A 25,001-nucleotide genomic window follows, 5' to 3' on the forward strand; every position below is an offset into this window, starting at 1 on the left:
CGAGAGGCCGGCCCGACGAGCGGCGACCGACTCGAACAGGCGGTGGGCGGCCGGCCCTGGGGCTCCGGGCGCTTGCGCCGTGCCCTGCGTGAGTCTCGGGCCAAGGGCCTTGCGAACGGCAGCTGCGCGCCGGCGGACGGATCCGGCCGGCCCGACGGCGCACCGGGCGACCTCCTTGAAGCGGTGACCAAGGCAGAAGGAAGTCAGCGATGAAATACGACGGATTCCTCGCCCGTGTGCGCGAGCGAGGCGAATACAACGACCAGGACGAAGCCGCGGACGTCACCAGCGCCGTGCTGGAAGTGCTGGCCCAACGGATCAGCCCGGGAGAGGTCAAGGACCTCGCATCCCAGCTGCCCGGCCCGCTGGGACAAGTCCTGGACCATGCCGCGCCGCAGCAGGCGCGAAGCTTCGGGATCGACGAGTTCTACCGCCTGGTCGCCGAGCGCACCCATGCCCGACCTCGTACGGCGCAGTGGGACGCCAGCGCGGTCCTGACCACCGTCGCCGACGCTGTCACCGGCGGAGAGCTGAATCAGATCATCAGCCAGCTCCCCTCCAGTTACGCGGTCCTGTTCGGCAAGGCCGACCTCGCGGACTGAGCCCGTGAGGCGCGGTGGTTGCTGAGCGTGATGATCGTCTGACAGTTCTACGGGATGGATTTGGTTCTGCTGCCGAAGTGTGAGGGGTTCAAAAACGCTCTGTCCGGAACTTCCGAAAGCACGGCCGTGGATGACGTGGCATGGAGGGGACCGCTCGCATTCCGTCGGTTCTCCTTTCTGTGACAGCAGCGCCTGGGAATGTACGACGGACAGGTGTCAACCATGGTCAACTTATGCGTTCGGAAGGGCCGGTTACCGGCACAGGACCGCCGGCCGCTGAGCAGTGCCCAGCATCGGCCGGTCCGCCGAGCACGCCTGCGGCGGCGGGCAGCGCAGGCGCTGTCGTTGTCCCGCGGACAGCCGACCCAGCAGTCCGGCCCGATGGCCGGCTCCTCCAATGCGGCGCCAACCTGGACCAGGACACTTCATGCAGCGAAGGGGAAACCCGAGAGCTGACTTCCGCGAGGGGCACGAACCGGGGATAGCTCCGGGGATAGCTCACCATCCTCGGACACCGCCCTGCCCCGGCTGAACGAAGGAGTGACCGGCCTGATCCGCCAGGCGGCCGACGAACTGCCGGAAGCGCTGAAGGCCGTGGGGGACCTCAACCCGGCGCAATGCCGCAAGAGCGTCGTGGATCAGTTCCCGCCGGACGCCACGCCGTCTGAGGATTCGAGTCCCACGCCGTCACGCTGGTGGCGTCGTGCATCCTCGGCAAGGCGGCTTTCGGCCCGTCCGGCCTGGCGTTTCCCCTGCTCGTGCCTGCGATACGCGTGGTCACGGCGGGCATCGGCGTCCTGACCGTCACGCCCAACTTCTCATAACTGACGTATCGTCAAGCAAGTCAGCGTCTGATCAGCATCAGTCCCCAGAGGGTCTTCCTGGCAGACGTCTGATCGGCGGGTTCACAACGGCCTGGCTCGCACGGAAGCCCAGGCAGGCAGCCTGCTCGCAGAGTGAAGCGATGTTCCTCACGAACATCGACTCCGGCGCGTGCCGGTGTAGGGTGAAGAACGCCCTTGACCTGCAGAAAGCTGGCAGGGAGCCGTCTTCGAGGAGTCCAAAGTGCTGCGTACTCTGTTCAAGTCCAAGATCTAGCGTTTGGGTGTTTCCGCAGGTCAGGGCCCTGATCGCCGCCTCCAGGTCAGCAAATGGTCAGCATCAGGCCGGACGGTGTCCGGCTTGCTGACCTGCACCCGCGGCAGGTATCGGCTGCCCCGCCCGACGCCCTGCTCGGAAGGCTTGATACGTGGTTCGACAGCTCGCTCGTGGGATGGGGTCCTTCTTCAAGGAGTGCGGTTGTTCCAGGCCGACCCGTTGCCCGCACCCGTACACGATTCGGTTTCGGGACGCTCTCGGCAAGCAGCGTGAAGAGGCTGGTTTCGGCACGCAGGACGACGCGGTCGAGCGCCTTACGCAGATCTATGCGGAGAAAAAGAAGACGGCGCCGTCCGTTGCCGAGGCCCGCCGCGAGCTCGGTCAGCAGACGGTCGAAGAATACGCGAAGCAGTGGCGGCCCAGGCAGCGGAGGATGACGGAGTACTCCACGGGCTGGCACGTCGACAGCTCCATCAACGTGCACATCGTCCCCCGTCTCGGATCAAGGAAGCTGAACTCTGTGACCCCGATCGTGGTCGAGCGTTTCCTGGACGAGTTGGAGGCCGATGGGGTGGGCCGCGGAAACCAGGTGAACATCTTCCGCACTCTGAAGGCGATCTTGCGGGACGCCTATGGCAAGGGGGCCATGGCGGACGATCCTGTAAAGGGGGTCCAGGAGCCGGAGTACGTCCGCCAGAAGGTGGTCATCCCGACCCTCGCCTACGTGAAGAAGGCACTGACTGCTGCTGACGAGTATCTCGCGCTTGAGATCGTCACGATGGTGGGCTGCGGCTTGCGAAACGGGGAAGCCCGGGCAGTGAACGTCAACAACGTTGTGGCGGACGACGTCTACCGAGTGCACGAGCAGATCCACTCCAACACGCACAAGCCGGCGAAGCTGAAGCACCGCAAGGCGGGGGAGTTCCGGGAGGTCCCCCTTCCGCGCTCGGTGCGGGAAGCGATGGAGCGGTTTGAGGAGAAGCACGGCACCACGCAGGATGGCTATCTCCTGCGCGGCCCCAGCGGCTACTACACGGAACCGATGGAACGCCGCCGCGTGCAGAAGCTTTTCAAGACACTCCCCGCGGAGGACGGTGTCGGCATGTACAGCTTCCGGCACTACTTCGCCTCGAACGCGCTCGGGAACGGAATACCGATCACCGACGTGGCCGAATGGATGGGGCACAAATCCATTGAGGAGACGTATCGGACCTACCGGCACCTGATGCCGGGGAGCATCGCGAAGGCGGCTCGCATTTTGGATGCCGGATTGTGGGAAGCGGCCTGATTCGATGCTGAGGTCAGCAAGTTTTCTGCCTGCTGGTAGTACACGGTCCCGACCGCTCCTGACCTGCGATAGGTGAAATCGCAGGAGAAGACGCGAGGTTGGCCTCTTCTTGGCCCGGATCTTGGTGAGTGGGGGCTGTCTTCGTGGACGGAACCTGTGGTTCGAGGTGTCTAGTACTACAGCCGGTGGTTCACGTGACGTGACGGCGAGTGCCTCGTTGCTCCATTCGTGGGACTGATGTTGACGCTGGGCGTGGTGCGGACGGGCGAGCTGAACGAGTTCGAAATCCGTTCGCTGGATGGGGAGTTGGAAGCGCTGTGCGCCTCGGTGGACGATGTGTTCGCGCGTCCAGCCTCGCGGGAGAACCTGCGGGCGATGGTGCATGGGCTGCTGAGCGAGGTGCCGCGCAAGAACATGTGGCAGCTGGCGGAGGCGGCCGGGCACCCCAACCCCGACCGGCTGCAGGGCTTCCTTGCCAAGGCGGCCTGGGACGCCGACGAACTGCGTGACCGGGTGCGCGGCTTCGTGGTCGCCGCCCTGGCCGCCGACGACGCGGTCCTGATCGCGGATGAGACCGGCGATATCAAGAAGGGCACCAAGAGCGTCGGTGTGGCCCGCCAGTACACCGGCACGGCCGGCAGGATCGAGAACGCCCAGGTCAGCGTCCACCTGTCCTACGGCTCCAGCCGGGGACGCACCCTGATCGACCGCGAGCTCTACCTCGGCAGGCACTGGGCCGGCACCACCGCCGAGCATGAGCGTCGCTGTGCCGAGCAGGGCATCCCGCCCGAGAGGGCCACCGCGGTGGCGACCAAGCCAGAGCTGGCCCGGTGCATGCTGGAGCGCGCTCTGGAAGCCGACGTGCCCTTCACTTACTTCCTTGCCGACGAGGCGTACGGGCAGTGCCGCGCACTGCGCGCCTGGCTGGAAGAGCGCCGTGTGCGCTACGTGCTCGCGGTGCCCAAGGACGAGGTGATTCCACTGCCGGACGAGCGCACCCGCCAAGCCCGCGAGCTGTACGCCCTCGTGCCCGAGGAAACGTTCGAGCGCCGCTCGTGCGCCGACGGCGCCAAAGGCCCTCGCGACTACGACTGGGCCACCGTTCACCTCGCACCCACCGCCCAAGGACTGGAGCGCCACCTGCTGATCCGCCGCTCCACCGTGCTCAACAAAAAGGACAAGAAGACTGGCCAGCTCGTGCGCGAGATCTCCTACTTCCTGTGCCACACTGGCCCCGGCGCCACCCTGGCCGCGCTGGTGACGGCCGCCGGGCAGCGCTGGATGGTGGAGGAGGCGTTTTAGGTGGCCAAGGGACAGGTGGGGCTGGACGAGCACGAGGTGCGCAAGTGGTGCTCCTGGTACCGGCACACCACCGTTTGCATGCTCGCCATGGCCTTCATGGCCGCCGTCCGGAGCCGGCTAATACCCCGCCAGCTGCCGACACCCAGCCTCCGACCGTGAACGAGATCCGCCGCCTGTACGACCGGATCGTCCTCGCCCCCGCCCGCGCCGCACGGACCTGGCTGGCCATGCACTGGCACCGCTGGCGCACCCGCCACCAATCCGGGCCCGGACCAGCCACTACCGTGTCCGAGCTGCACGAACTCACTCACCGTGAAACCACCGGCCGTAACACTAGTGGTGCCAAGCTCGCCCGCCCGTGTTGTGGATGAACCGCTGCAACACCTTGAGGGCGGTCAGGTACTCGTCATCGGAGATACCCGCGTGCCGTTCCGCCCAGAGCTCGTTCTGAAGGGCTGCGGCCTTGTCGTAGAACGCCCTGCCCTCAGCCGTGATGCCCAGGCGTCCCTCGGCATCCTCGGTGATCCAGCCCTGGGCGATGATCGTGTCGATCTCTGACTCCATGGTTTCCGGGCCGGTGTCGAGATAGTTCCGAAGGAGGTGGGACACTTCGTCACGGGTCTTGACGGTGTCGGCGCTTGCGACCTGCGCGAGGGCCCACCACTGCGGTTGGGTGGTGCCGATCCCCGCGAGGGCGGCCCGGGTGCGAGCGATGACGGCCTTGTAGGCCGCCCAACTCCAGTAGCCGATGGGCTGCTTGAGCAGGTCGGTGTCGCTGTGCGAGTACTCCATGGCTGAAACCCCTGTCGCTGTCTGAGTCGGTTCGACGAGATCGACCGTAGAAACTCAACTGGACTTGAGGTCAAGGGCGTACCAGTCGGCTCGTCCAAGAGGTCGCCTACTTGCTACTCACTCACCGTGAAACCACCGGCTGTAGTACTAGCTGACGGACCATGCCGATCACTCGCCCCCGTCCTGACACATGGACACTACGGAGACGGCCCCCGGCTCGTGCCTGGAAGGTCGGGCACCGCCTTCCAACTGCCCGAGCCATTCCAGCGGGGAGTTTCATCGCCCAGTCGATTCCAAGTACGGTCAACGTTTGGGCCCGACCGTCCCGTTATTGAGGCAGTATCCCGGTATGAACAACGGGATGCGGTACGCGGTGATCGCCACTTCGGTGCTTGTCATCGCTGCGATGGTGATGGTGTGGCTCACCGTGGATCTGAATGCGGCGGGGCAAGTGGCCTCCATCGTGGCCGCGTGCGCGGCGGTGATCGCTCTGGCGCGGGAACTTTTGCGGCGGGGCGGGCAGTCGGCTGTCGCCGTCGCATTGCGGACGGGCAGGGCGTCAGCCCGATCAGGGGCTGATGCCAACAGCGGCATCACAGGCCCGGCGAACAGCCTGCATGGCGAGTTCCAGGCGGAGCGCACCGGAGACGCCGACGGCGACGGCGGTAACGCCAACACGGGCATCCGCCTGAGCTGACCCACACCGACCAGCTGTCTACAGCAGTAGCACCTGAACGGATGTCCATGCGCAGAGACAGGAAAATGCTCAAGGTCTCGGATACTGGCAGCGCTCATGCCGAACCCAATGGTTGGGCAAACAGCGGATATGTCGAAAACGTCACGGTCGTAGTCAAGGAAGCCTTCCGACCGCAGTGGCCACTGCTCGTGGGCTCTGTCCCGGTGCCCGCCTCCCAGTTCGAGCCTCGTGAAGCCTCGTCGGGTCTGCGCGAGTGGATCGACTCCGCCGACACGACACCTTCGACAATGGTCCTGTGCGGCATGGGGGGCGTGGGCAAGACGCAGGTGGCGGCCGACTTCGCCGCGGACATGCTCGCGAAGGCTCGCTCTCAGAAGGTCGACTCAGCCTCCGTCAACACCGACACACAGCCGTCCGACCCTGTTGCTTCGCCACTGGCGCGGGTGGATCTGGTCGTCTGGGTGACTGCCGATCGCACTGAGCACATCGTGGGCACCTACGCCCGCGCCTGGCGTGCCGTCACCGGTCTGAGTCCCTCGGGCGACGCGGACGACGAGGCTGCCCGCTTCCTCTCGTGGCTTGCCACGACTCCCCGACAGTGGCTAGTGGTTCTGGACGATGTGCCGGATGTGGGGGCATTACGGGACTGGTTGCCGCCGCGCACGGCCGGCGGACGCTGTGTGGTGACCACCCGCAGCAAGGACGCCGCCTGGCACACCGAGCACCGTGCCCGCGTGGACGTCGGCCTGTACACCCCTGCCATGTCCAGGCGTTACCTGCAAAACGTCCTTAGGCTGCAAGGACGTGAGCAGGACGCCACCCATCTTGAGCGCCTCGCTGACGATCTCGGCCATCTGCCGCTTGCGCTTGCGCAGGCAGCCGCCTACCTCTGCGAGGATCGCTCTTTGACCGTCGCGCAGTACCGGGCTCTGCTCGCGGACCGCACCCTCCAGCTGGCCGACGTGCTGCCTGACGACAGTAGTCTTCCGGACACGCAGCAGCACACCGTGGCCGCTGCGTGGCACCTATCGGTACAACGAGCGAACGAACTCGCTCCCGTGGGCCTCGCGAGTCCGCTGCTGACGGTGCTGTGCCTGCTGGACACCCACGCGGTTCCCATGGCGACGATCACTACGCCTGCGATGGTCCACTACCTCAATACGCAGCGGCTGAGCGGCCGACAACTGCCAGGTTCAGCCCATCACGCTCGACGGGCGTTGCAGATACTACGCCGACTCAGTCTCGTGAACCTAGCGCCTCGAGGAACGGACGAGCGGGACGATTTCATCAGCATGCATCAGCTCATCCAGCGCGCTGTACGAGAAAGGGTCCAGCCCTCGGACCTGAACACTGCGGTCCGAGCGGCAGCTGACGCTCTTGAGGAGGTGTGGCCGCCGGGCGTGGACTACGCGGACACCGCCACCGGCCGCTCCCTAATGTCCAGCGCGGAGCACCTTATCGCGCATGACACAGCGGATGCGCTGTGGGATGCACAGGGGCCTCACCGCGTACTTACGCGGCTCGGCCTACAGTTGCAGGCCACCGGGCGCCGGGATCAGGGACTGCTGCACTATAGATCGATGCTGCGCACCGCGCGACGGCTACTGGGCGAAAATGCTCCGGAGACCCTGTTCCTACGCAGCGACATCGCAGGGTTGCAGGCCGAGGACGGCGACGTGCCAGCGGCGGTGAAGGAGCTCCAAGCGGTGCTGGCTGCTCAACGCCGCCTCCTGGGCGACGAGCACGCGCATGTGCTGACCACGCTGAACAATCTGGCGCACTGGCGCGGCGTTACAGGGGACTATGCGGGAGCAGTCGCTGAGTACGACCGCCTCCTCGACACCCTGCAGCGACTGCCTACTCCGTCAGACGAGGATGTTCTCGTCACTCGTCGCAACCGCGCTCACTACATGACCCAATGCGGACGGGAAGCCGAAGCCCTGCCGGAACTGCGCACTGTCGTCGAGGGCACCACGCGAATCAGCGGCCCGCGTCATCCTCGCACCATGGTCGCCCGCAACGCTTTGGCCAGCTGCTTGGGCCGACTGGGGCACAACGAAGAAGCGATCGAAATACTCACGCCTTTGCTGGCCGACCAGCAGACGGTGCACGGAGAGCTCCACAGCGAGGCCCTGATCACCCGCGCAAACCTCGCCCAACAACGCGGCAAGGCGGGCCACCTCGACGAGGCGGTCACAGAACTCACGGAGCTCGTACCACTGTTCATCACCGTGTTCGGCGCCGACCAGGTACGCACCCTCACCTGCCGCACCGTACTCGCCGAGTGGACCTGGCGAGCAGGCAAGAAGGAGAGTGCCCGCGCCCAGATGGAGAACGTGGCCGACCACGCGACACGGGCTTTGGGCCCGCACCACCATGTCACCACAGACGTACGCCAGATCCTGGCCTACTGGTCCGCAGACGCCGGAACTGCAGGATGACAGGCCACCCGGCTGTCGTCCGGGGGAAGGGAGTTCGGACAGCTGGAATACACCCGGAGGCACCCCTCTCAAGAAGGCCCGCCCCTACCCCAAACCACTTGCCGATCAGAGTGTAGATGAGCCTTGACCCCGGAGCCTGGACACGGGTTATGCGGCTGGTGTCAGCGTAGTTGATGTTGCTTCGGGAGCTGTCTCGCCGGTCGATACTGGTCCAGACCGGCTGGGCCGCTTCCTCGGGCACGGCGTCGGTGAGGCCGTCGAGGTGCTGGACTGCCTCACCGAGAGAAGCGGACCGGTCCGACGATGCATTCTTACCCCTGTGCAGCATGTGAAGAAAACGTGTGAGGGGGAGGGCGGTCATAGCCGTATCCTCTAGAGGGACATGACAAAACAACCCCCACGGTCGGCTGCCAGAACCGCACGAGAGGCGGGCGACCCAAGGTGATGATCGATTACAACGTCAGCGACCACTGGTCCGCTGATGATCCGGCCTGGCTGAAGTCCCTCGTGTCGTCACTCGACCGACACCACGGCGTGAGCACCATTCTGCCGCTCACCGTACTCGCAGAAGAGATCCTGCAGTGGGTGGAGCTTGCCAGCGGCGTCGATGCCTGGAAGAACACCGCCAACCGGAAGTCGCTGCGGCTCGACCTCGACGAATCCATCAACATGCTTGGCGCCTCACTTCGCGCGCACATCGGCGCATCACTCGCACAGTTCCAAGCCGCCTTCTCGCAGCTCACCGGGAGCCCCACGAGGGTCTTGGCGCAGCCGCCGGGCACCCGCACCGACGCTGTCTGGACCAACGTCACCAAAGCCGCGAAGGACCTCCTCAGGACGCTCGAGACAGACGAAGCTGTCCGCGCCAGCTGGGATGACCTCGTGGCCACGGCTCAGAACCGTGCCCTGGAGGGCCGGGAATACCGCCCGATTGCCGAACTGCTCTTCGATCAACTACGCAGGCGCGGACTCAGCGCGAAGTCGATCTTCCGCGACCTGATCTCGGTGATCGCATTCGGCCGTGACCCCTACGCCATTCCCATCGGCCAGAGCAACATGCCGCTACAGGAGCGGATCGCGAACGCCCGAACTCACGTCGGCACTCCGGCGAAAGTCGAGCCGGTCGTGGTGTGGCTCGGCTACCGGGGTGAGGCTTTCATCCACCTCTCCGCTGGGCGGGTGACCTTCATCAACGCCCACTGGGCAGTACCCAACGCCAGGCCCGAAGGTCAGGACTTCGAGCACAAGGAAGAGCTCTGGGAACTGGTGCGCAGCAATGATCTCTTCAAGATCGCGAAGATGGTCGATGAGGAGTCCGACGTGGACTTCCTGGTACGCGTCGACCTCGGCACGACCACGGCGGCCGGCGCATTGGACCGCGCCGTTCGCATTGTGAACACGATCCTCAACGTCTCGATACACAACTCTGGCGGGATCCGCCCGCACCTCGCCCAGCACGCGGTCCTGCGCTCCGGTAAGGCCGGCTCTCTCAACTCTTTCGTCTCCCCGCGCGAGACGGGCTTCCCCGATGATCGCTACGGCGCGGGCATCACCGCGGACGCGATCGCGAAGCACGGGCCGCGCATCGCCTCGGCGCTGGCCCGCGAAGAACTTCCCCGGTTCCTCGCGGCCGCACTCGAAGCACAGACAATCGCCGACCGCCCCTTCAGCCGCGAAATGGCTCTGAGCAAGCCTTCCGAAGCCGACATCAGCAGCGTAATTCCGCTCGCGGACCGTGTGGTGCAACACGTCGCGGCGCACGCTGCGCTCGGCCCCAACGACCTATTCGATCTCCTCGGCAAGCATTGGCCTCATGCTCGGTGGCTCACCGACATGCAGCGAGCCGTTGGCATGTGCTTGCTCGGCGTTGGAAACCGAAGTGAACTGCTCAGCGAGCTGACCGGGGAGTGGCTCGCGAAGAACCCGCCACGCCCGTGGCTTCTGTTCGTCGCTGACCGCTCCGGCGATCTCCTTTCGCTTTGCCGCATCGAGTCCGAGCGCGCCTGGATCAGGCGGATGTTCGCGAGTGTGAGCGACCACAGCGAGTACCGTGCACTGATCGCGTACTACACCGCCGAAGGCGCCGTACTGGAAGCCCGACGCCGTCGCGTCCGAAATGCCCTGGTGCATGGGAACCCCGCCAGTTTCGCGATCGTCGAGTCAGTGCGCGAGTACGCCGAGTTCCTGAGTCGCAGCGCGCTCAACCGTGGCTTCGAGTCCTATGTTCAGGGCAAGGCACCCGCTGCCGCACTCGCGCAGCAGACTGATCAGGTCACGGCGATGCAGGGCGGCCAAGACGCCGCCAGCTACTGGCGGAATCGGCTCGTCGCCAGAGCTTCACCGACCGCGAAGTCTTCGTAGACTCTCCTTAGACCGTGTCCTACGTGATGAGGCGGACGAGCCGCTTGTAGCAGCAGAGGGCGGCAGCCAGACCGAGAAAGCCCAGGTAGTTGCGGGGATCTCGCTCGTAGCGGGGACTGAGGCGACGGTAGCCGGATAGCCAGGACATCGTCCGCTCAACGACCCACCTGCGGCGTCCCAATCGCTCGCTGGACTCGATGCCCTTGCGGGCGATGCGGACGCCGATCCGCTTTCCTCGCAGCCATCTGCGCAGGTCGGCCCGGTCGTAGGCTTTGTCGGCGTGCAGCCGCTGGGGCTTGAAGTGGCGGCCGCGGTAGGGGTCGTGTCTCGTTTGGTGACCTGCCACCATCGGCTTCAGTCCTTCGCTGTCGTGGACGTTGCCGGCGGAGAGGCCGACAAGGACGGGCAGGCCGTTCGCATCCGACAGGACGTGCATCTTGGAACCCGGCTTGCCCCGGTCCACGGGGCTCGGACCTGTGTATTCGCCCCCTTTTTGGCCCTGACGTGGGCGGTGTCCAGGATGACGCGGGAGACGTTCAGGAGCCCGGCGTCGTCCAGGCGATGCAGCACGGCTTCGTGCAGTCGGCCCCAGACGCCCGCCCTGGACCAGATGAGGAACCGTCGGTGGACGGTCGACTTCGATATCCCGAAGCAGGGCGGCAGTGACCGCCAGGCGCATCCGCTGACCAGGACATAGATGATGGCGGCGAAGACCGTCCCACCAGGTGTGTTCTGCGTGCCGCCGCCCTGCGGCCGTGTCCGTTGCTCCGGAATCAGCGGCCTGGCGATCTCCCACAAGCCGTCCGGCACGATCCAGCTCCACGTTCCCCGCCCCACACGAACACCAGGTCACCGTCTCCGGGCCACTCCGGGGCAACCCCACCCAGCAACACCGCCAGGTCGAGGGCTTCGCCCGCGACGACTTCCACATCGACTACGACCGTCAGCAGGTCACCTGCCCTTAGGCCAGGTAAGCCAGGGCTGGCACGGCCCCTACCAGACCTCCTCGCCCACCGCGGCCCCGCTGATCGTGGCCAGTTCACCAAGATCTAGTGTCGGCCCTGCCCTGCCCTGCCCGCGCCCAGTGCACCAGCACCGCCGACAGCGCCCGCACCGTGGGTTTTCCCGTTCCGGAGTGGAGGGCACCGTTAGAGCTCGTAACTCGATCTTGTTGAAGTGTGCTAGTTGGCCGTGACCGGTGTGACGATTTGGCCGTTCGTGCCGGTGTGAGTACTCGGCCGTGGATCGTGGACGACGACTTGTGGGCGCTGATCGAGCCGCTCCTGCCGCCTTGGCCGGAACGGTCTCCGGGGCCTCGGCCGGTGCCGGACCGGCTCTGTCTGTAGGGCATCCTGTTCGTCCTCTACAACCATGTAGCCTGGCAACTCCTGCCCCTGGAGCTGGGCTTCGGATCGGGGCAGACGTGCTGGCGCCGACTGGGCCGGTGGCAGAAGGCAGGAGTCTTCGACCGGCTGCACCGGGTCCTGCTCGCCGGGCTGAACGCGGCCGGCGGACTCGACTGGTCGCGGGCATGCGTGGACGGCTCCCACATCCGCGCGAAAAAGGGGGACCCGACACCGGTCCGTCGCCGGTTGACCGGCGCAAGACCGGCAGCAAGCACCACTTGATCTGCGACGGCCGCGGCACCCCACTCAAGGTCATCACCACCGCGGCGAATGTCAACGACGTCACCCAGACCCTCGCCCTGGTCGACGGCATCCCGCCCGTCGCGGGCCGCCCCGGCCGGCCTCGCCGCCGACCAGACGCCCTGCTCGGCGACAAGGGCTACGACTCCAACCCGAACCGGAACACGCTGCGCGAGCGCCGGATCCTGCCTGTCATCTCGCGCAAGGGATCACCCAACATCAAGAGCATCGGCAAGCTCCGCTACGTCGTCGAGCAGACCTTCGCCCTGCTCCACCACTTCAAACGCCTCGCCGTCCGATGGGAACGACGCACCGACTCCACGACGCCTTCGTCTCCCTCGCCTGCAGCCTCATCTGCTACCGACGCCTCAAGAAGACCCACTCATGATCATGCTACGAGCTCTAAGCTGATCAAATGGCGGATAACCTGCTCATCCATGGTGGCAACGAGAACGCACTTCGTACACTGAAGGCCACCGGCCAGTATCGAGGCAGGGTCAAGGCGGCATATCTGCGACCGCCGTGGGACGCACAGTGGGGGTTCGAGAACCACGAGGCTCCTGGCCGTGCTTCCTGGCTCGGCATGATGCAGGTACATCTGCGTCTGGTGCGCGACCTGCTCTCTCCTGACGGCTCTGTGTGGGTACACGTGGACGACCGGCAGTTCGCTGACTGCCGCGTGCTCATGGACAAGGTCTACGGCCGATCGAACTTCCTATCTACAGTCGTCGTTCAGAAGCCTCCACGGAATCACTCCCCACACTTCAGGGGCAGTCACGACTACCTACTTGTCTTCGCTAACAATGCCTCGGCATGGCGACCGAACCCTCTCCCTCGTACAGTCGAATCAGAGTCGAGGTTCCAAAACCCTGACAACGATCCCCGCGGGCCGTGGAGAACAGCTGACCTGTCCTACCCCGGGTCGCGTGAGGGCCTGCGCTACGAAGTGGTAGGTCCGTCCGGAATCGCTGTACAGCCACCTGACCGCCGGTCTTGGCGATTCACGCAGCAGGAATTCCAAAAACTTGATCTCGATGCGCGTATCGCATGGTCGGCCGACGGTTGCCCGAAGCTGAAGCTCTATCTATCGGAGGCGCTGGACAGGCCGCCCACCACGCTATGGAGTTCGGCTGATGTGGGGACAAGTTCTCAAGCGCGCCAGCACCTGAGCGGACTGCTCGATGAAATGCACCAGCCGACTCCACCGCCGGAACAACTGCTGAAGCATATCCTCACGATCGCGACCAGACCCGGTGACCTGGTATTCGACTATTTCGGCGACTCAGGAACGGCCGCTGCAGTCGCGCACAAAACGAACCGCTGCTGGCTCGCTATTGACAGCGAGTTGAACGTTGTGCGTAACCGTCTGGACAAAGTAATCAGCGGTAGCGATCCAGGCGGAATTACACGCGAAGTGAACTGGACAGGCGGTGGGCACTATGACGTAATTACGGCGACGGGACCCAACGGAGAATCCGGACCCCCTGAGTTGGGGACCGACGAAGATGTGCGGATTCAGGTCGTCACGTACCGCAAGGACGGGAGCATCGCTCCCACATTGGACCCGACCGAGAAGTACCACCGATCCGCTCAGCTAGAGGTAATCAGGCAACGCCGCGAACTATTGCAGAAGCTTCGCGAGGTCGTCAGTGAAAGAAGTACGCCGGAAGCTGTAGTTCAACGGCTAATCGAATCCAATCACTGGATCTTCGGGGGCGAGTACACAGGAACCTCGAAGCGACGTGACCTGTTCCCCCGTGACCAGCACGACATTCTTCTCGTGCGAGCTGACCAAAGCGTTCATGTCGTGGAACTCAAGAAGCCCGGAGCCCCACTTGTCAGGAGATACCGCGGTAGTTTGATCATGTCGAACGAGGTGCACGAGGCAGTAAGTCAATGCAAGAACTACATTCAGAAAATGGATGACTCGGGAGCAACCCTGCAAACGATTTACCGCACCGAAGATTCCCTTGAATACGATTTTCTTCGTGCGCGGGGAACTGTTGTGATCGGGAATCCCGATCACGTGGAGGTGCCTGGCGTCACTCAGCAGATGGTCACTCATGCCATCCGTTCTTACAATGCGGACCAGGGCCGGGTGCAGGTTTTGACCTATTTGAATCTGATCGAAAGCGCGGAAGAGGCACTCCGCTTCGATGAGAATGACCTCGAATCTCCTGGTATCGGGGGCGAAATTTGACGAGTACGCTCTAATCCCGGCGGACAAGTCTATGAGCTCGTAGCATGATCATGAGTGGGTCTTCTTGAGGCGTCGGTAGCAGATGAGGCTGCAGGCGAGGGAGACGAAGGCGTCGTGGAGTCGGTGCGTCGTTCCCATCGGACGGCGAGGCGTTTGAAGTGGTGGAGCAGGGCGAAGGTCTGCTCGACGACGTAGCGGAGCTTGCCGATGCTCTTGATGTTGGGTGATCCCTTGCGCGAGATGACAGGCAGGATCCGGCGCTCGCGCAGCGTGTTCCGGTTCGGGTTGGAGTCGTAGCCCTTGTCGCCGAGCAGGGCGTCTGGTCGGCGGCGAGGCCGGCCGGGGCGGCCCGCGACGGGCGGGATGCCGTCGACCAGGGCGAGGGTCTGGGTGACGTCGTTGACATTCGCCGCGGTGGTGATGACCTTGAGTGGGGTGCCGCGGCCGTCGCAGATCAAGTGGTGCTTGCTGCCGGTCTTGCGCCGGTCAACCGGCGACGGACCGGTGTCGGGTCCCCCTTTTTCGCGCGGATGTGGGAGCCGTCCACGCATGCCCGCGACCAGTCGAGTCCGCCGGCCGCGTTCAGCCCGGCGAGCAGGACCCGGTGCAGCCGGTCGAAGACTCCTGCCTTCTGCCACCGGCCCAGTCGGCGCCAGCACGTCTGCCCCGATCCGAAGCCCAGCTCCAGGGGCAGGAGTTGCCAGGCTACATGGTTGTAGAGGACGAACAGGATGCCCTACAGACAGAGCCGGTCCGGCACCGGCCGAGGCCCCGGAGACCGTTCCGGCCAAGGCGGCAGGAGCGGCTCGATCAGCGCCCACAAGTCGTCGTCCACGATCCACGGCCGAGTACTCACACCGGCACGAACGGCCAAATCGTCACACCGGTCACGCAGGGCTTGGTCAAGTTCCGGAGTCGTGCGGCTGGGTCGGGCCGTGACCGGTTGGGGTGCATAGCAGAGCAGGCACGGGCTTCGTGATCATTGGGGTGTCGAAGCTCAACGATCATGAGGTGGCCCGTGCCTGCCGCTGTATCCTCCCCTATCCCCGCAGTGCTGGTGAAGCTGGGTCCGCTGGACGGCGGCCGGGTCGCTGACCTGCGCCCCTACCTGGACCTGGTGCCCGACCCGCGTGCGCGGCGGGGCCGTTGGTACTCGCTGACCGCCATCCTCCTCATCTGTGCCTGTGCGGCCGTCTCAGGAGCGAGGAGCGTCGACGAACTCGCCGAGTGGGCGGAGCGGGCCTCGGACGCCCTGCTGGCGGCCGTCGGCGTGCGCCGCCATCCGCTCCAGTGGCGCCGGACTCCCTCACGGACCACGATCGGGCGTGTCCTCCGGGCTGTCGACGGCGACGCCCTGGACCGGGCGGTCGGCGCCTACCTCACCGGCCGGCACGACGCCGCCGGGGCCGGGTTTGGACAGCGTCGCGTGATCGCCGTCGACGGCAAGGCCCTGAAGGGGTCGGCCCACCTGACCGCCACCCGCCGGCACCTGCTCTCCGCGGTCACCCACCACCGGGCCGTGACCCTCGCCCAGACGGAGGTGGGAGCGAAGACGAACGAGACCACGCACTTCCGGCCCCTGCTCGAGCCGCTGGACCTTCAAGAAGCTCTTGTCACCTTTGACGCGCTGCACTCGGTCCAGGCGAACGTCACCTGGCTGGTCGAGACCAAGAACGCCCACTACATCGCGGTGATCAAAGCCAACCAGCCGACCGCACACCGCCAGCTCGCGGCCCTGCCCTGGCGGGACATCCCGGTCCAGCACACCACGACCTCCACCGGACACGGCCGCCGCGAGTCCCGCTCCGTCAAGACCTGCGGCATCGCGGACGAACTCGGCGGGATCGCCTTCCCCCACGCCCGTCTGGCCGTCCGCGTCCACCGCCGCCGCAGGCAGACCGGCCGACGCGAAACCCGCGAGACGGTCTACGCCGTCACCAGCCTCGACGCCCACCAAGCCGGCCCCGCCGAGCTCGCCGCCGCGATCCGCGGCCACTGGACCGTGGAAGCCCTGCACCACCTGAGCTTGTTCTTTATGGTCCGGGCTCGAACACCGGGTAGGACACCGTCACTCACCTGGGCATTCGCCGGACAGGCGGTCGGCCTCCGCATGAGCATGCGTTCTGTCACCGAACCACACTCATACGAAGGCCGCAGGGGTGAGTCTGCTGCATCACGATGTCCGGCACGAGGCGTTCGACTTCACATCACACTTCCGGGAGGACCTCTACGCCTGCCTGACCCGGCGTGGTGACACCCTGTTCGAGCTCTGCGACGCGATGCTCTGCGAGAACGGGCCGGTGACCTCGCCGGTGGACCTGACGCTGCTGGCCGAACACCGTCGCGGACACGGCGCGCTCTACGACGCGCTGAACCACGGCCGCATCGACGCCGCCCGGTTGCGCCGCGCGCTGGCCGTGCTCCCGCAGCCCAAGGCCGCCGACAACCGGCTCGTCCTCGCCGTCGACGTCAGCCACTGGCTGCGACCCGACGCCCCGTGCAGCCCGGACCGCCTGTTCTGCCACGTCTACGGACGCAGCGGACGTTCCAGTGACCAGCTGATCCCGGGCTGGCCGTACTCGTTCGTCGCCGCTCTGGAGAGAGGACGCACCTCGTGGTGTCAGCTGCTGGACGCGCTCCGTCTCGGCCCCGGCGACGACGTCGCCGCGGTGACCGCCCGCCAGGTGAGCCGGGTGGTGGCCGACCTGATCGACGGCGGCCAGTGGGAGGACGGCGACCCGGACATCCTGGTCGTCTTCGACGCCGGCTACGACGCCCCGCGCATGGCCTACCTCCTCAAGGGCCTGCCGGTGGAGGTCCTGGGGCGGATGCGCGCGGACCGGGTGATGCGCAGGCCCGTCCCTGCCACCTGGACACAGCCGAGGCAGGGAGGCCGGCCGCCGAAGCACGGTGCGGAGTTCCGCTTCGCCAGGCCCGACACCTGGGGCGAGCCGGACCAGGCGACGGTGCAGGTCACCGACCGGTACGGCACCGCCCGGGCGATGGCCTTCGACCGCCTCCACCCGAAGCTGACCACCCGCAGCGCGTGGATCGACCACACCGGTGAACTCCCCCTCATCGAGGGCACTGTGATCCGACTCGAAGTCGACCGCCTGCCCGGCGGCCAGGACCCGCTGCCCGTCTGGCTGTGGTCCTCGAAGACCGGCATGACCAGCGAGGATGTCGACCTGCGCTGGCAGGCGTTCTTGCGCAGATTCGATCTGGAGCACACCTTCAGAATGATCAAGCAGACGCTCGGCTGGACCCGGCCGAAACTCCGCAGCCCCGAGGCGGCCGACCGCTGGACCTGGCTGGTCATCGCCGCCCACACTCAGCTCCGCCTCACCCGTGATGCCGCCGCCGACCTCCGCCATCCCTGGGAGAAACCGGCCGAGCCCGGCCGGCTCACCCCCGCCCGCGTCCGGCGCGGGTTCCGGAACATCCGCCCGCACCTTCATTGCCCGGCCCGCGCACCGAAACCCTCAACACCCGGGCCGGGCAGACCACATGGCTCGAAGAACCGCCACCCAGCAACCCGCCATGACGTCGGTAAAACGACCAGACGCCCCGAGAGCATCACTGAACGGAATCAGTCCAAAGACCGCAAAGGTTAAATTTCAAGCTGAGAGACGTGACCTTCGCCGAGGACGCCTCCACCGTCCACACCGGCACCGCACCCCGGGCCATGGCCACCCTCCGCAACCTTGCCATCGGCCTGCTCAGAACCCTGGGAGCCGACAACATCGCCAAAACCACCCGGGCGATCCGTGACCAACCCGAACGAGCACTTCTACTCCTGGGCATCACCAACAACCCGGAAACCGAGGGGACTTGATCAAGCCCTGCCGGTCACGGCCAACCAGCACACTTCAACAAGATCGCGTTACGAGCTCTTAACGAGTTCGCCCAGGGACACGGCATGCGACGCTGTCGCTACCGCGGACAGGGGAAAGCCCACATTCAGCACGTCCTGACGGCCATCGCCGTCAAAATCGAACGCCTCAGCGGGCTATTACCGGCCGAGGAAGCACCTACACCCCGCCGACCGACCGCCTTCCAGAACTACCTCGACCAGTGCGAGCTACCCCGACCGAAATCCTGGCGAACCCTGGCACCTGACCACGGCAACTCCAAGATTCCCGAAAGAGTCAAGCTTCGGGAGAAACGAGCGCTGGGCGAGATCCGGGCCGTGCCGCGCCCGACGCCGAGGATGTCACCAGCGGCCCGCTGCCAGTTGTCGTCGAGTTCGACCTTGCCACGGTCACTGCCGGACAGGGCCTCTGCAGCATCACCTGCTGTACGGCGCCAGCCCTTTGTTTCCGGCGACCACCAAAGAGTCGACGAGCATCTGCCAATCGCCCAGCTCGCCGAGTTCCTCGGCCGTTCTGCGGATCTCGTTGAGCCAGTCGTCCGAAAGCTGAGACCGCTTGACCGTGACACGCCCCTCTTGGATGCACAGGTCGGACACCCAGTACACGCCACGAGTTACCTGCGTTTCCTTCGGCAGCTTCCGAAGGATGCGGATAAGAGCGTCGACGGACATGATCCCTCCGCGAGCGGCCGGCAGCCAGTCGTCGATCGCCTCGACGAAGTCCTCAGCGCGCACCCAGTCGATGGGCTTACCGACGACCTCGTGGTACATGCTTTGTGTCCACGAAAGTGGGTGCGGCAGCAGAGCGGCGGCGGCCCAGTCCCCCCAGTGGTGGTCGCGGTAGGGGCTCGGGTCGTCGCTCAGGTAGCCGATAGCATGGCGCAGCAACGACGGCCAGACTCCTCGGGCGGCTTCGGCCAAGCGTTCGTTCTCTGCGCCTGCCGCGGCGAGGCCGTGTAGGAAATTCGACATCAGCTGCGCATCTGCGCGAAGAACATCGAGGTGCTCGAGCAGCGGCCCCGCGTCGCCGTTTTTCACGAATGCTTCGAGCAGAGCCCGTGCGGCGACAAGGGTGTGCATCCCGCGGTCGTCCGCGGTCCAGCCCTCTTTCTCCTGCGTGACCATGGCTCGTCGCTCAACATCGAGAAACGCGGCAAGAAGCGTCACCGCGTCGTCGGTGCAACAGTGCTCTGCCGATGCGGCTGCGCCGAGTCCGCGAAGGGCCGCGTCGAGAACCGCGACGTCCACCGAGTCGCCGGGCAGTTCCTGGAGACGCCGAACAACGTCGCCGGTGATCCGGGCCCTCGACCGACTCAGGCCGTCCTGGTCCCAGGGACCGATTTCTGCGCCACGAGCGGTCTCAAGTATCCAGCTCAACGCGGTTCGGTGGATGCAGGGGGCGAAGTGGCACGGCGACCTCCAGACGACATCGCATCCACGCGCCAGGTACAGCCGAGTCTCCAAGGACGCCTTGCCTGCCATCGCAAGACCCGCCTGGGCAACATCTTCGGTCGAGCCACTGGCCGCTTCCAACGGTGCGGCCAGTGCGGGTGTGAGGAACGCCGGCAGGGCTTGAGCCACAGCTCGGTCGGCACTGAGGTCGAAGTACTGGTCCTCGTGGCCCTGGTCCTCGGCGTCCTGGAACGACGATGCGATGCTAATGACGAGCTCAGTTGCGAACTGCGCTTCGCAGCCCAGCGCCTCCAGATCGCCGGCGGCGGCTCGTTCGACCGCTGCTCGGACGACGTGAGCAACAGCGTCCACAGGCCGGTTCGGCATCAGGTCCTCATCGGCTTCGATCAAGGCACGTCCTGTCGTCAGGTCCGCAGCGATCTCCTCCGACGAGGGCGGACAGTACTCCGCGTCATGCTTGGCCGAGCCCCAGTACCGATTCTGCAGGCGCAGGCTGGACTGCACGACCTCCTGGTGAGCCTCGTGCGCTTCTTGCACGGCTTGCAGCTCAAGCGGTGGTTCGACCTCGATGTAGACCTCATCCCCGTGCCGCTTAATTCGATATTGTTCCGGGTCCAGGCTTGCGGCCCAGTTCTTCGTGTGCTCCTGGTTAATGCCCAGTCGGTCACCGTTCTCGACCAGCTTGTCGGCGACCTTCTTCAAAGCCTGGGCACGCTCCCGTCCGCCGTGCACCATCAGCCACATGGCTACTTCCCGCGGTGTCCACTGGCGACGTTCAAGGTTTGCGAGCCCTTCGGTTGCCGCACGCAGCCCTACGTGCTCACTTATCCTGCGGCCAAAGTCCAACTCCCATACGGCAGGTTCGGCGAGGAAAAGGTCGAGCTCGGTGCCGACTTTCTCGATGTGGCGCACTAGCAGACCGAATAGCATCCCTGGAATGGCCAAGTTCTCGCAGCCGTTCAAGAGTGTATCGAAAACCAACCTCGGTGACGCACCCTGACTCAACCATGTGTCGGCAAGACGCTCCATCGCCTGGAGCGCGCTCATAGCTGAGTATGGGCCAACTGACGTCCCCCGATACCAGCTCCACACATGACTGTCGCCGACGTACAGGCGGGCGGTGCCGTCAAGGTTCAAGACCGCACCGCGGTCTTCTCCTTCTCCGCTTTCTGTATCGACATCTACGCTTTCGTTCCGGGCGTGGACGGGCCCAGCAAATGCACCAGGCGAACTAAGCCGCGACAGCGTCGCCACGCGCGCCCGCGCACCGCTGTTCAGGATGTCGTTCAGCACCCGCACCGATGTCGGCAACGGAGCTGTCTGGAACAGCTGCCAGAATCCACCGAAATAGTACTGGAAGAACGGTGGTCCGAAACCTGTCCACCGACCCTGATGCCCCCGGACACCCTCATCTCGGTGCCAGCTCAGCTCGTCGTCGATGTAGTAGGCCGCCATCAACGTCGCCAGTAGCTCTGGGCTCTTCTGCGCCAAGGCTCGGGCGCTCAGCGGCGAATCCGCGGCCGGAGCCAGGAACGCTGGCGCGTCGTCCGCGATAGCCCGAAGGCAGGCCTCGACGGCATCATCGATGTCCGGACCGAGCAGGGCCAACGTTTCGACGAACTCTTCCTTCGTCAGGTGGTAATCCAGCTCGCGTCGGCGTCGCCGACGCTGCGGCATCCACCCAGACGGTGTCTCCCCGCCGGGTTTGCGCAGAGGGAACGAGTTCCAGTAGGCAAGGAGACGGGCTCGAAGCCTGATTCGTAGCTCGTTGCCAGCCGGAACGTTCGCTAGGGACAGGGCTTGCAGCCAGTCCGCGAGCAGTTCGAACGACTCCTTCGACACGTCCCACGGCTCTTTGTCATCGAGGAGGAGCTGCACAACGGGCTTCGTGACTAGAGGGTCGACCAGCCCATTGACCTTATGCCGCTGCTGAACAACTCGAACTACGTCGCCGAGCACCAAGCCGACCGACTGGTCCGTGCACGCCGACTTAAGGCATTTGTACCCGAACGGTGTCTCCAGTACCGCCTCCACCGGGACGTCAGTCCACCGGGGTCCGCGTGCTGCCGCGAACACCTCGAATTGCGAGCTCAGTTCGATGAACTTTCGGACAGGCCGAGCGTCCGGTGCTTTCAGTAGTCCCTCGCACGCAAGAATGGCGGCCGACAGCGCCCACCGAGGCGCTCCCGCTGACTGCAGCAACTCGGTGGGGCTCTGACCACGGACGAGAAGGATGGCGGTCGCGTACCGCCGGACTTCGTCATGTGCAAATTCCGGCTGATTCCGATACCGGCTCGGTGGTGCGAGCAAATGGTCCCGACGCAGCGCGTCGACTGCTACGGCATCAACGCCTGCGCCAGGCCGACGGTCCTCGGGCAGCTTCATGGTCTCTGCGGCTACTGCGAGCAACGTCTGTTCGCGTGCCTCCGCCGAGCCGACACCGGGCCGCCCATCGCCGCGAACAATCCGGCTCCACACCAAATCAAGGCATTCCCACTCACCCAGTGAACTTTCCGGCTCTGCCCCGGTCCGAGCCAAAAGGTCCAGTACAACGGGCCTTCTCAGCAGCGAGTTCGCAGGCAGGTCTCGCAGGACCGTACGCAAAAGCGGAAAGTGGTCTGAGACGACAGAGATGTCCTCATCGCCCAACGGCCGCATCTCGAAGGATGAAATGGACTTCGCGAACCCCAGCTCCACCTGTTCTCGCACGAAACCCAGTGCCACGTCAGATGTCACAACAACGAGCCCAACACCCGCCGCAGCCGCTGCCAGCACCAGGTCACTCAACAGGCCGGCAGATCGCTCCAGAGCAGCATCAGCCGCATCGATGACCAGGACCCGAGACGGTGCCGATGTCTCCGCGAGTACATCCTCCAGCGGCATCCCGAGCGCAGCCCGCAACTCCAAGCTCGACTGCGGCAAGCCGCGGAAGTTCACCACCACCCCCTGAAACCCAACGGGGTCTGCGGCTTCCAACTCATCGACGGCCGACAGCGTCAGCGCGCTCTTACCGATGCCCGACTCGCCGGACACCAGCAGAGCCGAAACACGAGTACCTGCCTCGCGCAGGACCCCAGCGAGTCGCTCGCGACGGTCGGCGAACGAGATCTCGACCGGCCCGCCAGATGCCTCATCACCGATCGTGGTCCGCACACGGGCAACAGCCAGCTTGCGTTGTTCAGCGAGCACCGACCACGCGTGCCGGCTTCGAGTCGCGGCCGAGTCCAAGAGCACGTGAATGTCACGGCGAAGCACCTTAAGGTCCACCACGGCGCCCGTCGCGTCGTAGCGGGTCGCCTCGACCTCAAGCTGGTTCCGGACCACCACTCCGTCGGTGGAAGCTGAGGCCACGCCGTCCAGCGACGTTGCGACTGCCGCGCGGTCACCTTCGTCCGGGCTCTGGACCGCGAAACTGAGGATGTGCAGCCGACCAAGCAGCCGCCACGCCAGCCGCAGGACCTCTTTCGGTACTGTGCCGTCTTCGACGACCTTCTCGACCACCTTCAGAAAGTGCTTCTGCCGCTCACGCACCGGCTTCGACCAGCGGCCATCGACGTCCATGGACGCTTGGAATGACTCCGGGTCGGCATGGGCCCGCGCGATATCGCAGAGCGTTGCGAGGTGGTCCCACTGGTTGGACCGGCCGGCGGTTGCGACGGCGACCTGGTGAGTGTCTGTGTCGAACCTTTCGATTTCGGAAAGCAGCGACCCGACGAGCTTCACCGTCTCGTCATGGCTCGGGACGAAGTCCGGCGTTGCGCGGCATGCCACGGCGAGGGTGACCTCGCCTGACTCATCGCCGCACTCAACAAGAAGGTCATCTACCGGATGCGCCGGACCAGTTTGGAACGACACCCTTCGGACCGGCAGCTCAGATGCCTCCGTCCGTCGTACACCGGTCAGCATGCCGGCGAGATAGACAGCCGCGACGCGATGGGCGAACGAAACACCACCGCCGCCCGTCGCGTAGGTGCTCGATCCTCGCGCACTTTCACCGGTTGCGGCTGTGGCGCCTCCAGCGGCCGCATCCCGGGGAGCAGTGGCGGGCTCAGATGCCGCCTCACCCTCGGGCCGAGCCGCGGCATCCGGGGCAACAGACTCGTTCATGTATTCCTCTGGGGCGTTGTGCTATCAGTGGCCGCACGGCTCACCGTAGCGGTGCGTCGTCAACCGTGCAGCGATATATCGCATCAATCCCTGCCCAATCCGCACACAGGCCGCAGAGCACCCGATCAAGGCCGTCGCGCTCCATCGCCACCCATCACGCAGAGGCCAGGTCAGCAACCTGCAGTGATCGCCCCTTCAGGGTACCGACCAGTCCCCATTACCAGGGGGAACAAGCTGGTCCGCCGAGCGCTCTGCACAGGAGGCCGCCTCGCGGAACACATCCGGCGCGGACGGGACGCACCGCCGAGCCACCGCAGGACGACCGCCTGCTGGCCGAGAGGATCGAGAAGCTGGCCCCCACGGTCCGCGACATCCTTGAAGAGCTGGCCCGCGCCGACGGCACTCTCCTGAGCAGGGGCGACCTCCGTTTACTCCCGAGCCGGCCCAATGCCGTCGACTCTCGACATGCCTGATGAGACGTCAGGTAAGTCAGCATCCACTCAGCATCAGTTCCGTACGATTCCTCGTGCGTGCGCCTGGTCGGTGGCTTCGCGGCAGCCTGGCTGGCGCTGAAATGCGCAGGCGGGAAGCCTGGTCACAGCAGCGCACGATTTTCCTGAAGGTCTTCGAGCCGAAGGCATGCCGATGTACAGTGAGGGGCGCCCCTGACCTGCAGAAAGTTGGCAGGGAGCCGTCTTCTAGGAGTCCAAAGTGCTGCGAACTTTGATCAAGTCCAAGATCCACCGCGCCACCGTCACCCAGGCCGACCTGCACTACGTGGGATCGGTGACCATCGACGCGGATCTGCTCGACGCCGCCGATCTGCTGCCCGGTGAGCTCGTCCACATCGTCGACGTCACCAATGGCGCCCGTCTGGAGACGTACGTCATCGAGGGGGAGCGCGGGTCCGGGGTCGTCGGGATCAACGGGGCCGCCGCGCATCTCGTCCACCCCGGAGACCTGGTGATCATCATCAATTACGCCCAGGTCACCGACGCCGAGGCGCGGGCCCTTCGGCCGCGGGTCGTCCACGTCGACGCGGACAACCGTGTCGTCGCGCTCGGCGCCGACGCCTCCGAGCCGGTGCCGGGTTCCGGCCAGGAGCGCAGCCCGTACGCCGTGTCGAGCTGACCGGCCGGGAGCGTGACCGTGAGCGACACCGTGCCGACCCGCCGGGTGAGCG

15 protein-coding genes and 2 pseudogenes are annotated in these 25,001 nt (G+C 65.4%); 13 read left to right on the forward strand and 4 right to left on the reverse strand.

The window, feature by feature from the left end:
• Positions 1 to 209 precede the first annotated feature (209 nt).
• The 4 genes from OIE49_RS32940 (at position 210) to OIE49_RS32955 (ending at position 4,449) form a co-directional block, all read left to right on the forward strand.
• A complete protein-coding gene (locus OIE49_RS32940; protein WP_326805474.1) occupies positions 210 to 602 on the forward strand; it encodes a DUF2267 domain-containing protein in 393 nt (130 codons plus the stop codon).
• A 1,273-nt stretch (positions 603 to 1,875) separates the two neighbouring features.
• On the forward strand, positions 1,876 to 2,988 hold the full coding sequence (locus OIE49_RS32945) for a tyrosine-type recombinase/integrase (RefSeq protein WP_326805475.1): 1,113 nt from the start codon (positions 1,876 to 1,878) through the stop codon (positions 2,986 to 2,988).
• 237 nt (positions 2,989 to 3,225) lie between these two features.
• Entirely contained in the window at positions 3,226 to 4,290 is a 1,065-nt protein-coding gene (locus tag OIE49_RS32950) for an IS701 family transposase (protein ID WP_326806396.1), read from the forward strand.
• A complete protein-coding gene (locus OIE49_RS32955) occupies positions 4,291 to 4,449 on the forward strand; it encodes a hypothetical protein (protein ID WP_326805476.1) in 159 nt (52 codons plus the stop codon). It begins immediately after the preceding gene.
• A 174-nt stretch (positions 4,450 to 4,623) separates the two neighbouring features.
• Here the strand turns inward: OIE49_RS32955 and OIE49_RS32960 are convergent, their stop codons facing one another.
• On the reverse strand, positions 4,624 to 5,082 hold the full coding sequence (locus tag OIE49_RS32960; RefSeq protein ID WP_326805477.1) for a MarR family winged helix-turn-helix transcriptional regulator: 459 nt from the start codon (positions 5,080 to 5,082) through the stop codon (positions 4,624 to 4,626).
• 349 nt (positions 5,083 to 5,431) lie between these two features.
• On the opposite strand from OIE49_RS32960, the gene OIE49_RS32965 reads away from it, so the two are divergent.
• The 3 genes from OIE49_RS32965 to OIE49_RS32975 all read left to right on the forward strand — a co-directional run bounded on the left by OIE49_RS32965 (position 5,432) and on the right by OIE49_RS32975 (position 10,581).
• The gene (locus OIE49_RS32965; protein WP_326805478.1) at positions 5,432 to 5,779 is read left to right on the forward strand and encodes a hypothetical protein; all 348 of its coding nucleotides are present in this window, start codon (positions 5,432 to 5,434) and stop codon (positions 5,777 to 5,779) included.
• Between the two features lie 65 nt (positions 5,780 to 5,844).
• Positions 5,845 to 8,220: a tetratricopeptide repeat protein gene (locus OIE49_RS32970; RefSeq protein WP_326805479.1), complete on the forward strand. Its 2,376-nt coding sequence runs from the start codon at positions 5,845 to 5,847 to the stop codon at positions 8,218 to 8,220.
• 444 nt (positions 8,221 to 8,664) lie between these two features.
• The gene (locus tag OIE49_RS32975) at positions 8,665 to 10,581 is read left to right on the forward strand and encodes a hypothetical protein (RefSeq protein WP_326805480.1); all 1,917 of its coding nucleotides are present in this window, start codon (positions 8,665 to 8,667) and stop codon (positions 10,579 to 10,581) included.
• Between the two features lie 19 nt (positions 10,582 to 10,600).
• Here the strand turns inward: OIE49_RS32975 and OIE49_RS32980 are convergent.
• A protein-coding gene (locus OIE49_RS32980; protein ID WP_326805481.1) for an IS5 family transposase occupies positions 10,601 to 11,418 on the reverse strand; the annotation gives its coding sequence in 2 pieces (ribosomal slippage) (positions 10,601 to 11,076 and positions 11,076 to 11,418; 819 coding nt in all).
• A gap of 407 nt (positions 11,419 to 11,825) precedes the next feature.
• Between OIE49_RS32980 and OIE49_RS32985 the strand changes: the two are divergent.
• Positions 11,826 to 12,615: pseudogene (locus OIE49_RS32985) on the forward strand (IS5 family transposase).
• Positions 12,616 to 12,642: 27 nt separating this feature from the next.
• Complete coding sequence (locus OIE49_RS32990; RefSeq protein WP_326805482.1) at positions 12,643 to 14,427, forward strand: Shedu anti-phage system protein SduA domain-containing protein; 1,785 nt, start codon at positions 12,643 to 12,645, stop codon at positions 14,425 to 14,427.
• A gap of 48 nt (positions 14,428 to 14,475) precedes the next feature.
• Here the strand turns inward: OIE49_RS32990 and OIE49_RS32995 are convergent.
• Positions 14,476 to 15,265 (reverse strand): annotated as a pseudogene (locus tag OIE49_RS32995) (IS5 family transposase).
• Positions 15,266 to 15,445: 180 nt separating this feature from the next.
• Between OIE49_RS32995 and OIE49_RS33000 the strand changes: the two are divergent.
• From OIE49_RS33000 to OIE49_RS33010, 3 genes are read left to right on the forward strand one after another with little or no spacing between them, the layout of a single operon-like run.
• On the forward strand, positions 15,446 to 16,681 hold the full coding sequence (locus OIE49_RS33000; RefSeq protein ID WP_326805483.1) for an ISAs1 family transposase: 1,236 nt from the start codon (positions 15,446 to 15,448) through the stop codon (positions 16,679 to 16,681).
• On the forward strand, positions 16,587 to 18,041 hold the full coding sequence (locus OIE49_RS33005) for an NF041680 family putative transposase (protein ID WP_326805484.1): 1,455 nt from the start codon (positions 16,587 to 16,589) through the stop codon (positions 18,039 to 18,041). Before OIE49_RS33000 ends, OIE49_RS33005 begins: the two co-directional genes overlap by 95 nt.
• A gap of 17 nt (positions 18,042 to 18,058) precedes the next feature.
• Positions 18,059 to 18,262, forward strand: coding sequence for a hypothetical protein (locus tag OIE49_RS33010; RefSeq protein ID WP_442812330.1), 204 nt, complete (start codon positions 18,059 to 18,061; stop codon positions 18,260 to 18,262).
• A gap of 453 nt (positions 18,263 to 18,715) precedes the next feature.
• Here OIE49_RS33010 and OIE49_RS33015 read toward each other — a convergent pair whose 3' ends face one another.
• A complete protein-coding gene (locus tag OIE49_RS33015; protein ID WP_326805485.1) occupies positions 18,716 to 23,818 on the reverse strand; it encodes a hypothetical protein in 5,103 nt (1,700 codons plus the stop codon).
• 711 nt (positions 23,819 to 24,529) lie between these two features.
• Here OIE49_RS33015 and panD point away from each other — a divergent pair.
• Positions 24,530 to 24,949 carry an aspartate 1-decarboxylase gene (panD, locus tag OIE49_RS33020; RefSeq protein ID WP_326805486.1) on the forward strand — a complete coding sequence of 140 codons (420 nt, stop codon included), beginning with the start codon at positions 24,530 to 24,532 and terminating at the stop codon, positions 24,947 to 24,949.
• Positions 24,950 to 25,001: the final 52 nt, after the last annotated feature.

This window comes from Streptomyces sp. NBC_01788 (assembly GCF_035917575.1).
Classification (GTDB): Bacteria; Actinomycetota; Actinomycetes; order Streptomycetales; family Streptomycetaceae; genus Streptomyces.

Coding starts and splice junctions, on each gene's coding strand:
- OIE49_RS32940 (WP_326805474.1), top strand. CDS start 210: ATGAAATACGACGGATTCCTCGCCCGTGTGCGCGAGCGAGGCGAATAC.
- OIE49_RS32945 (WP_326805475.1), top strand. CDS start 1,876: ATGGGGTCCTTCTTCAAGGAGTGCGGTTGTTCCAGGCCGACCCGTTGC.
- OIE49_RS32950 (WP_326806396.1), top strand. CDS start 3,226: ATGTTGACGCTGGGCGTGGTGCGGACGGGCGAGCTGAACGAGTTCGAA.
- OIE49_RS32960 (WP_326805477.1), bottom strand. CDS start 5,082: ATGGAGTACTCGCACAGCGACACCGACCTGCTCAAGCAGCCCATCGGC.
- OIE49_RS32965 (WP_326805478.1), top strand. CDS start 5,432: ATGAACAACGGGATGCGGTACGCGGTGATCGCCACTTCGGTGCTTGTC.
- OIE49_RS32970 (WP_326805479.1), top strand. CDS start 5,845: ATGCTCAAGGTCTCGGATACTGGCAGCGCTCATGCCGAACCCAATGGT.
- OIE49_RS32975 (WP_326805480.1), top strand. CDS start 8,665: ATGATCGATTACAACGTCAGCGACCACTGGTCCGCTGATGATCCGGCC.
- OIE49_RS32990 (WP_326805482.1), top strand. CDS start 12,643: ATGGCGGATAACCTGCTCATCCATGGTGGCAACGAGAACGCACTTCGT.
- OIE49_RS33015 (WP_326805485.1), bottom strand. CDS start 23,818: ATGAACGAGTCTGTTGCCCCGGATGCCGCGGCTCGGCCCGAGGGTGAG.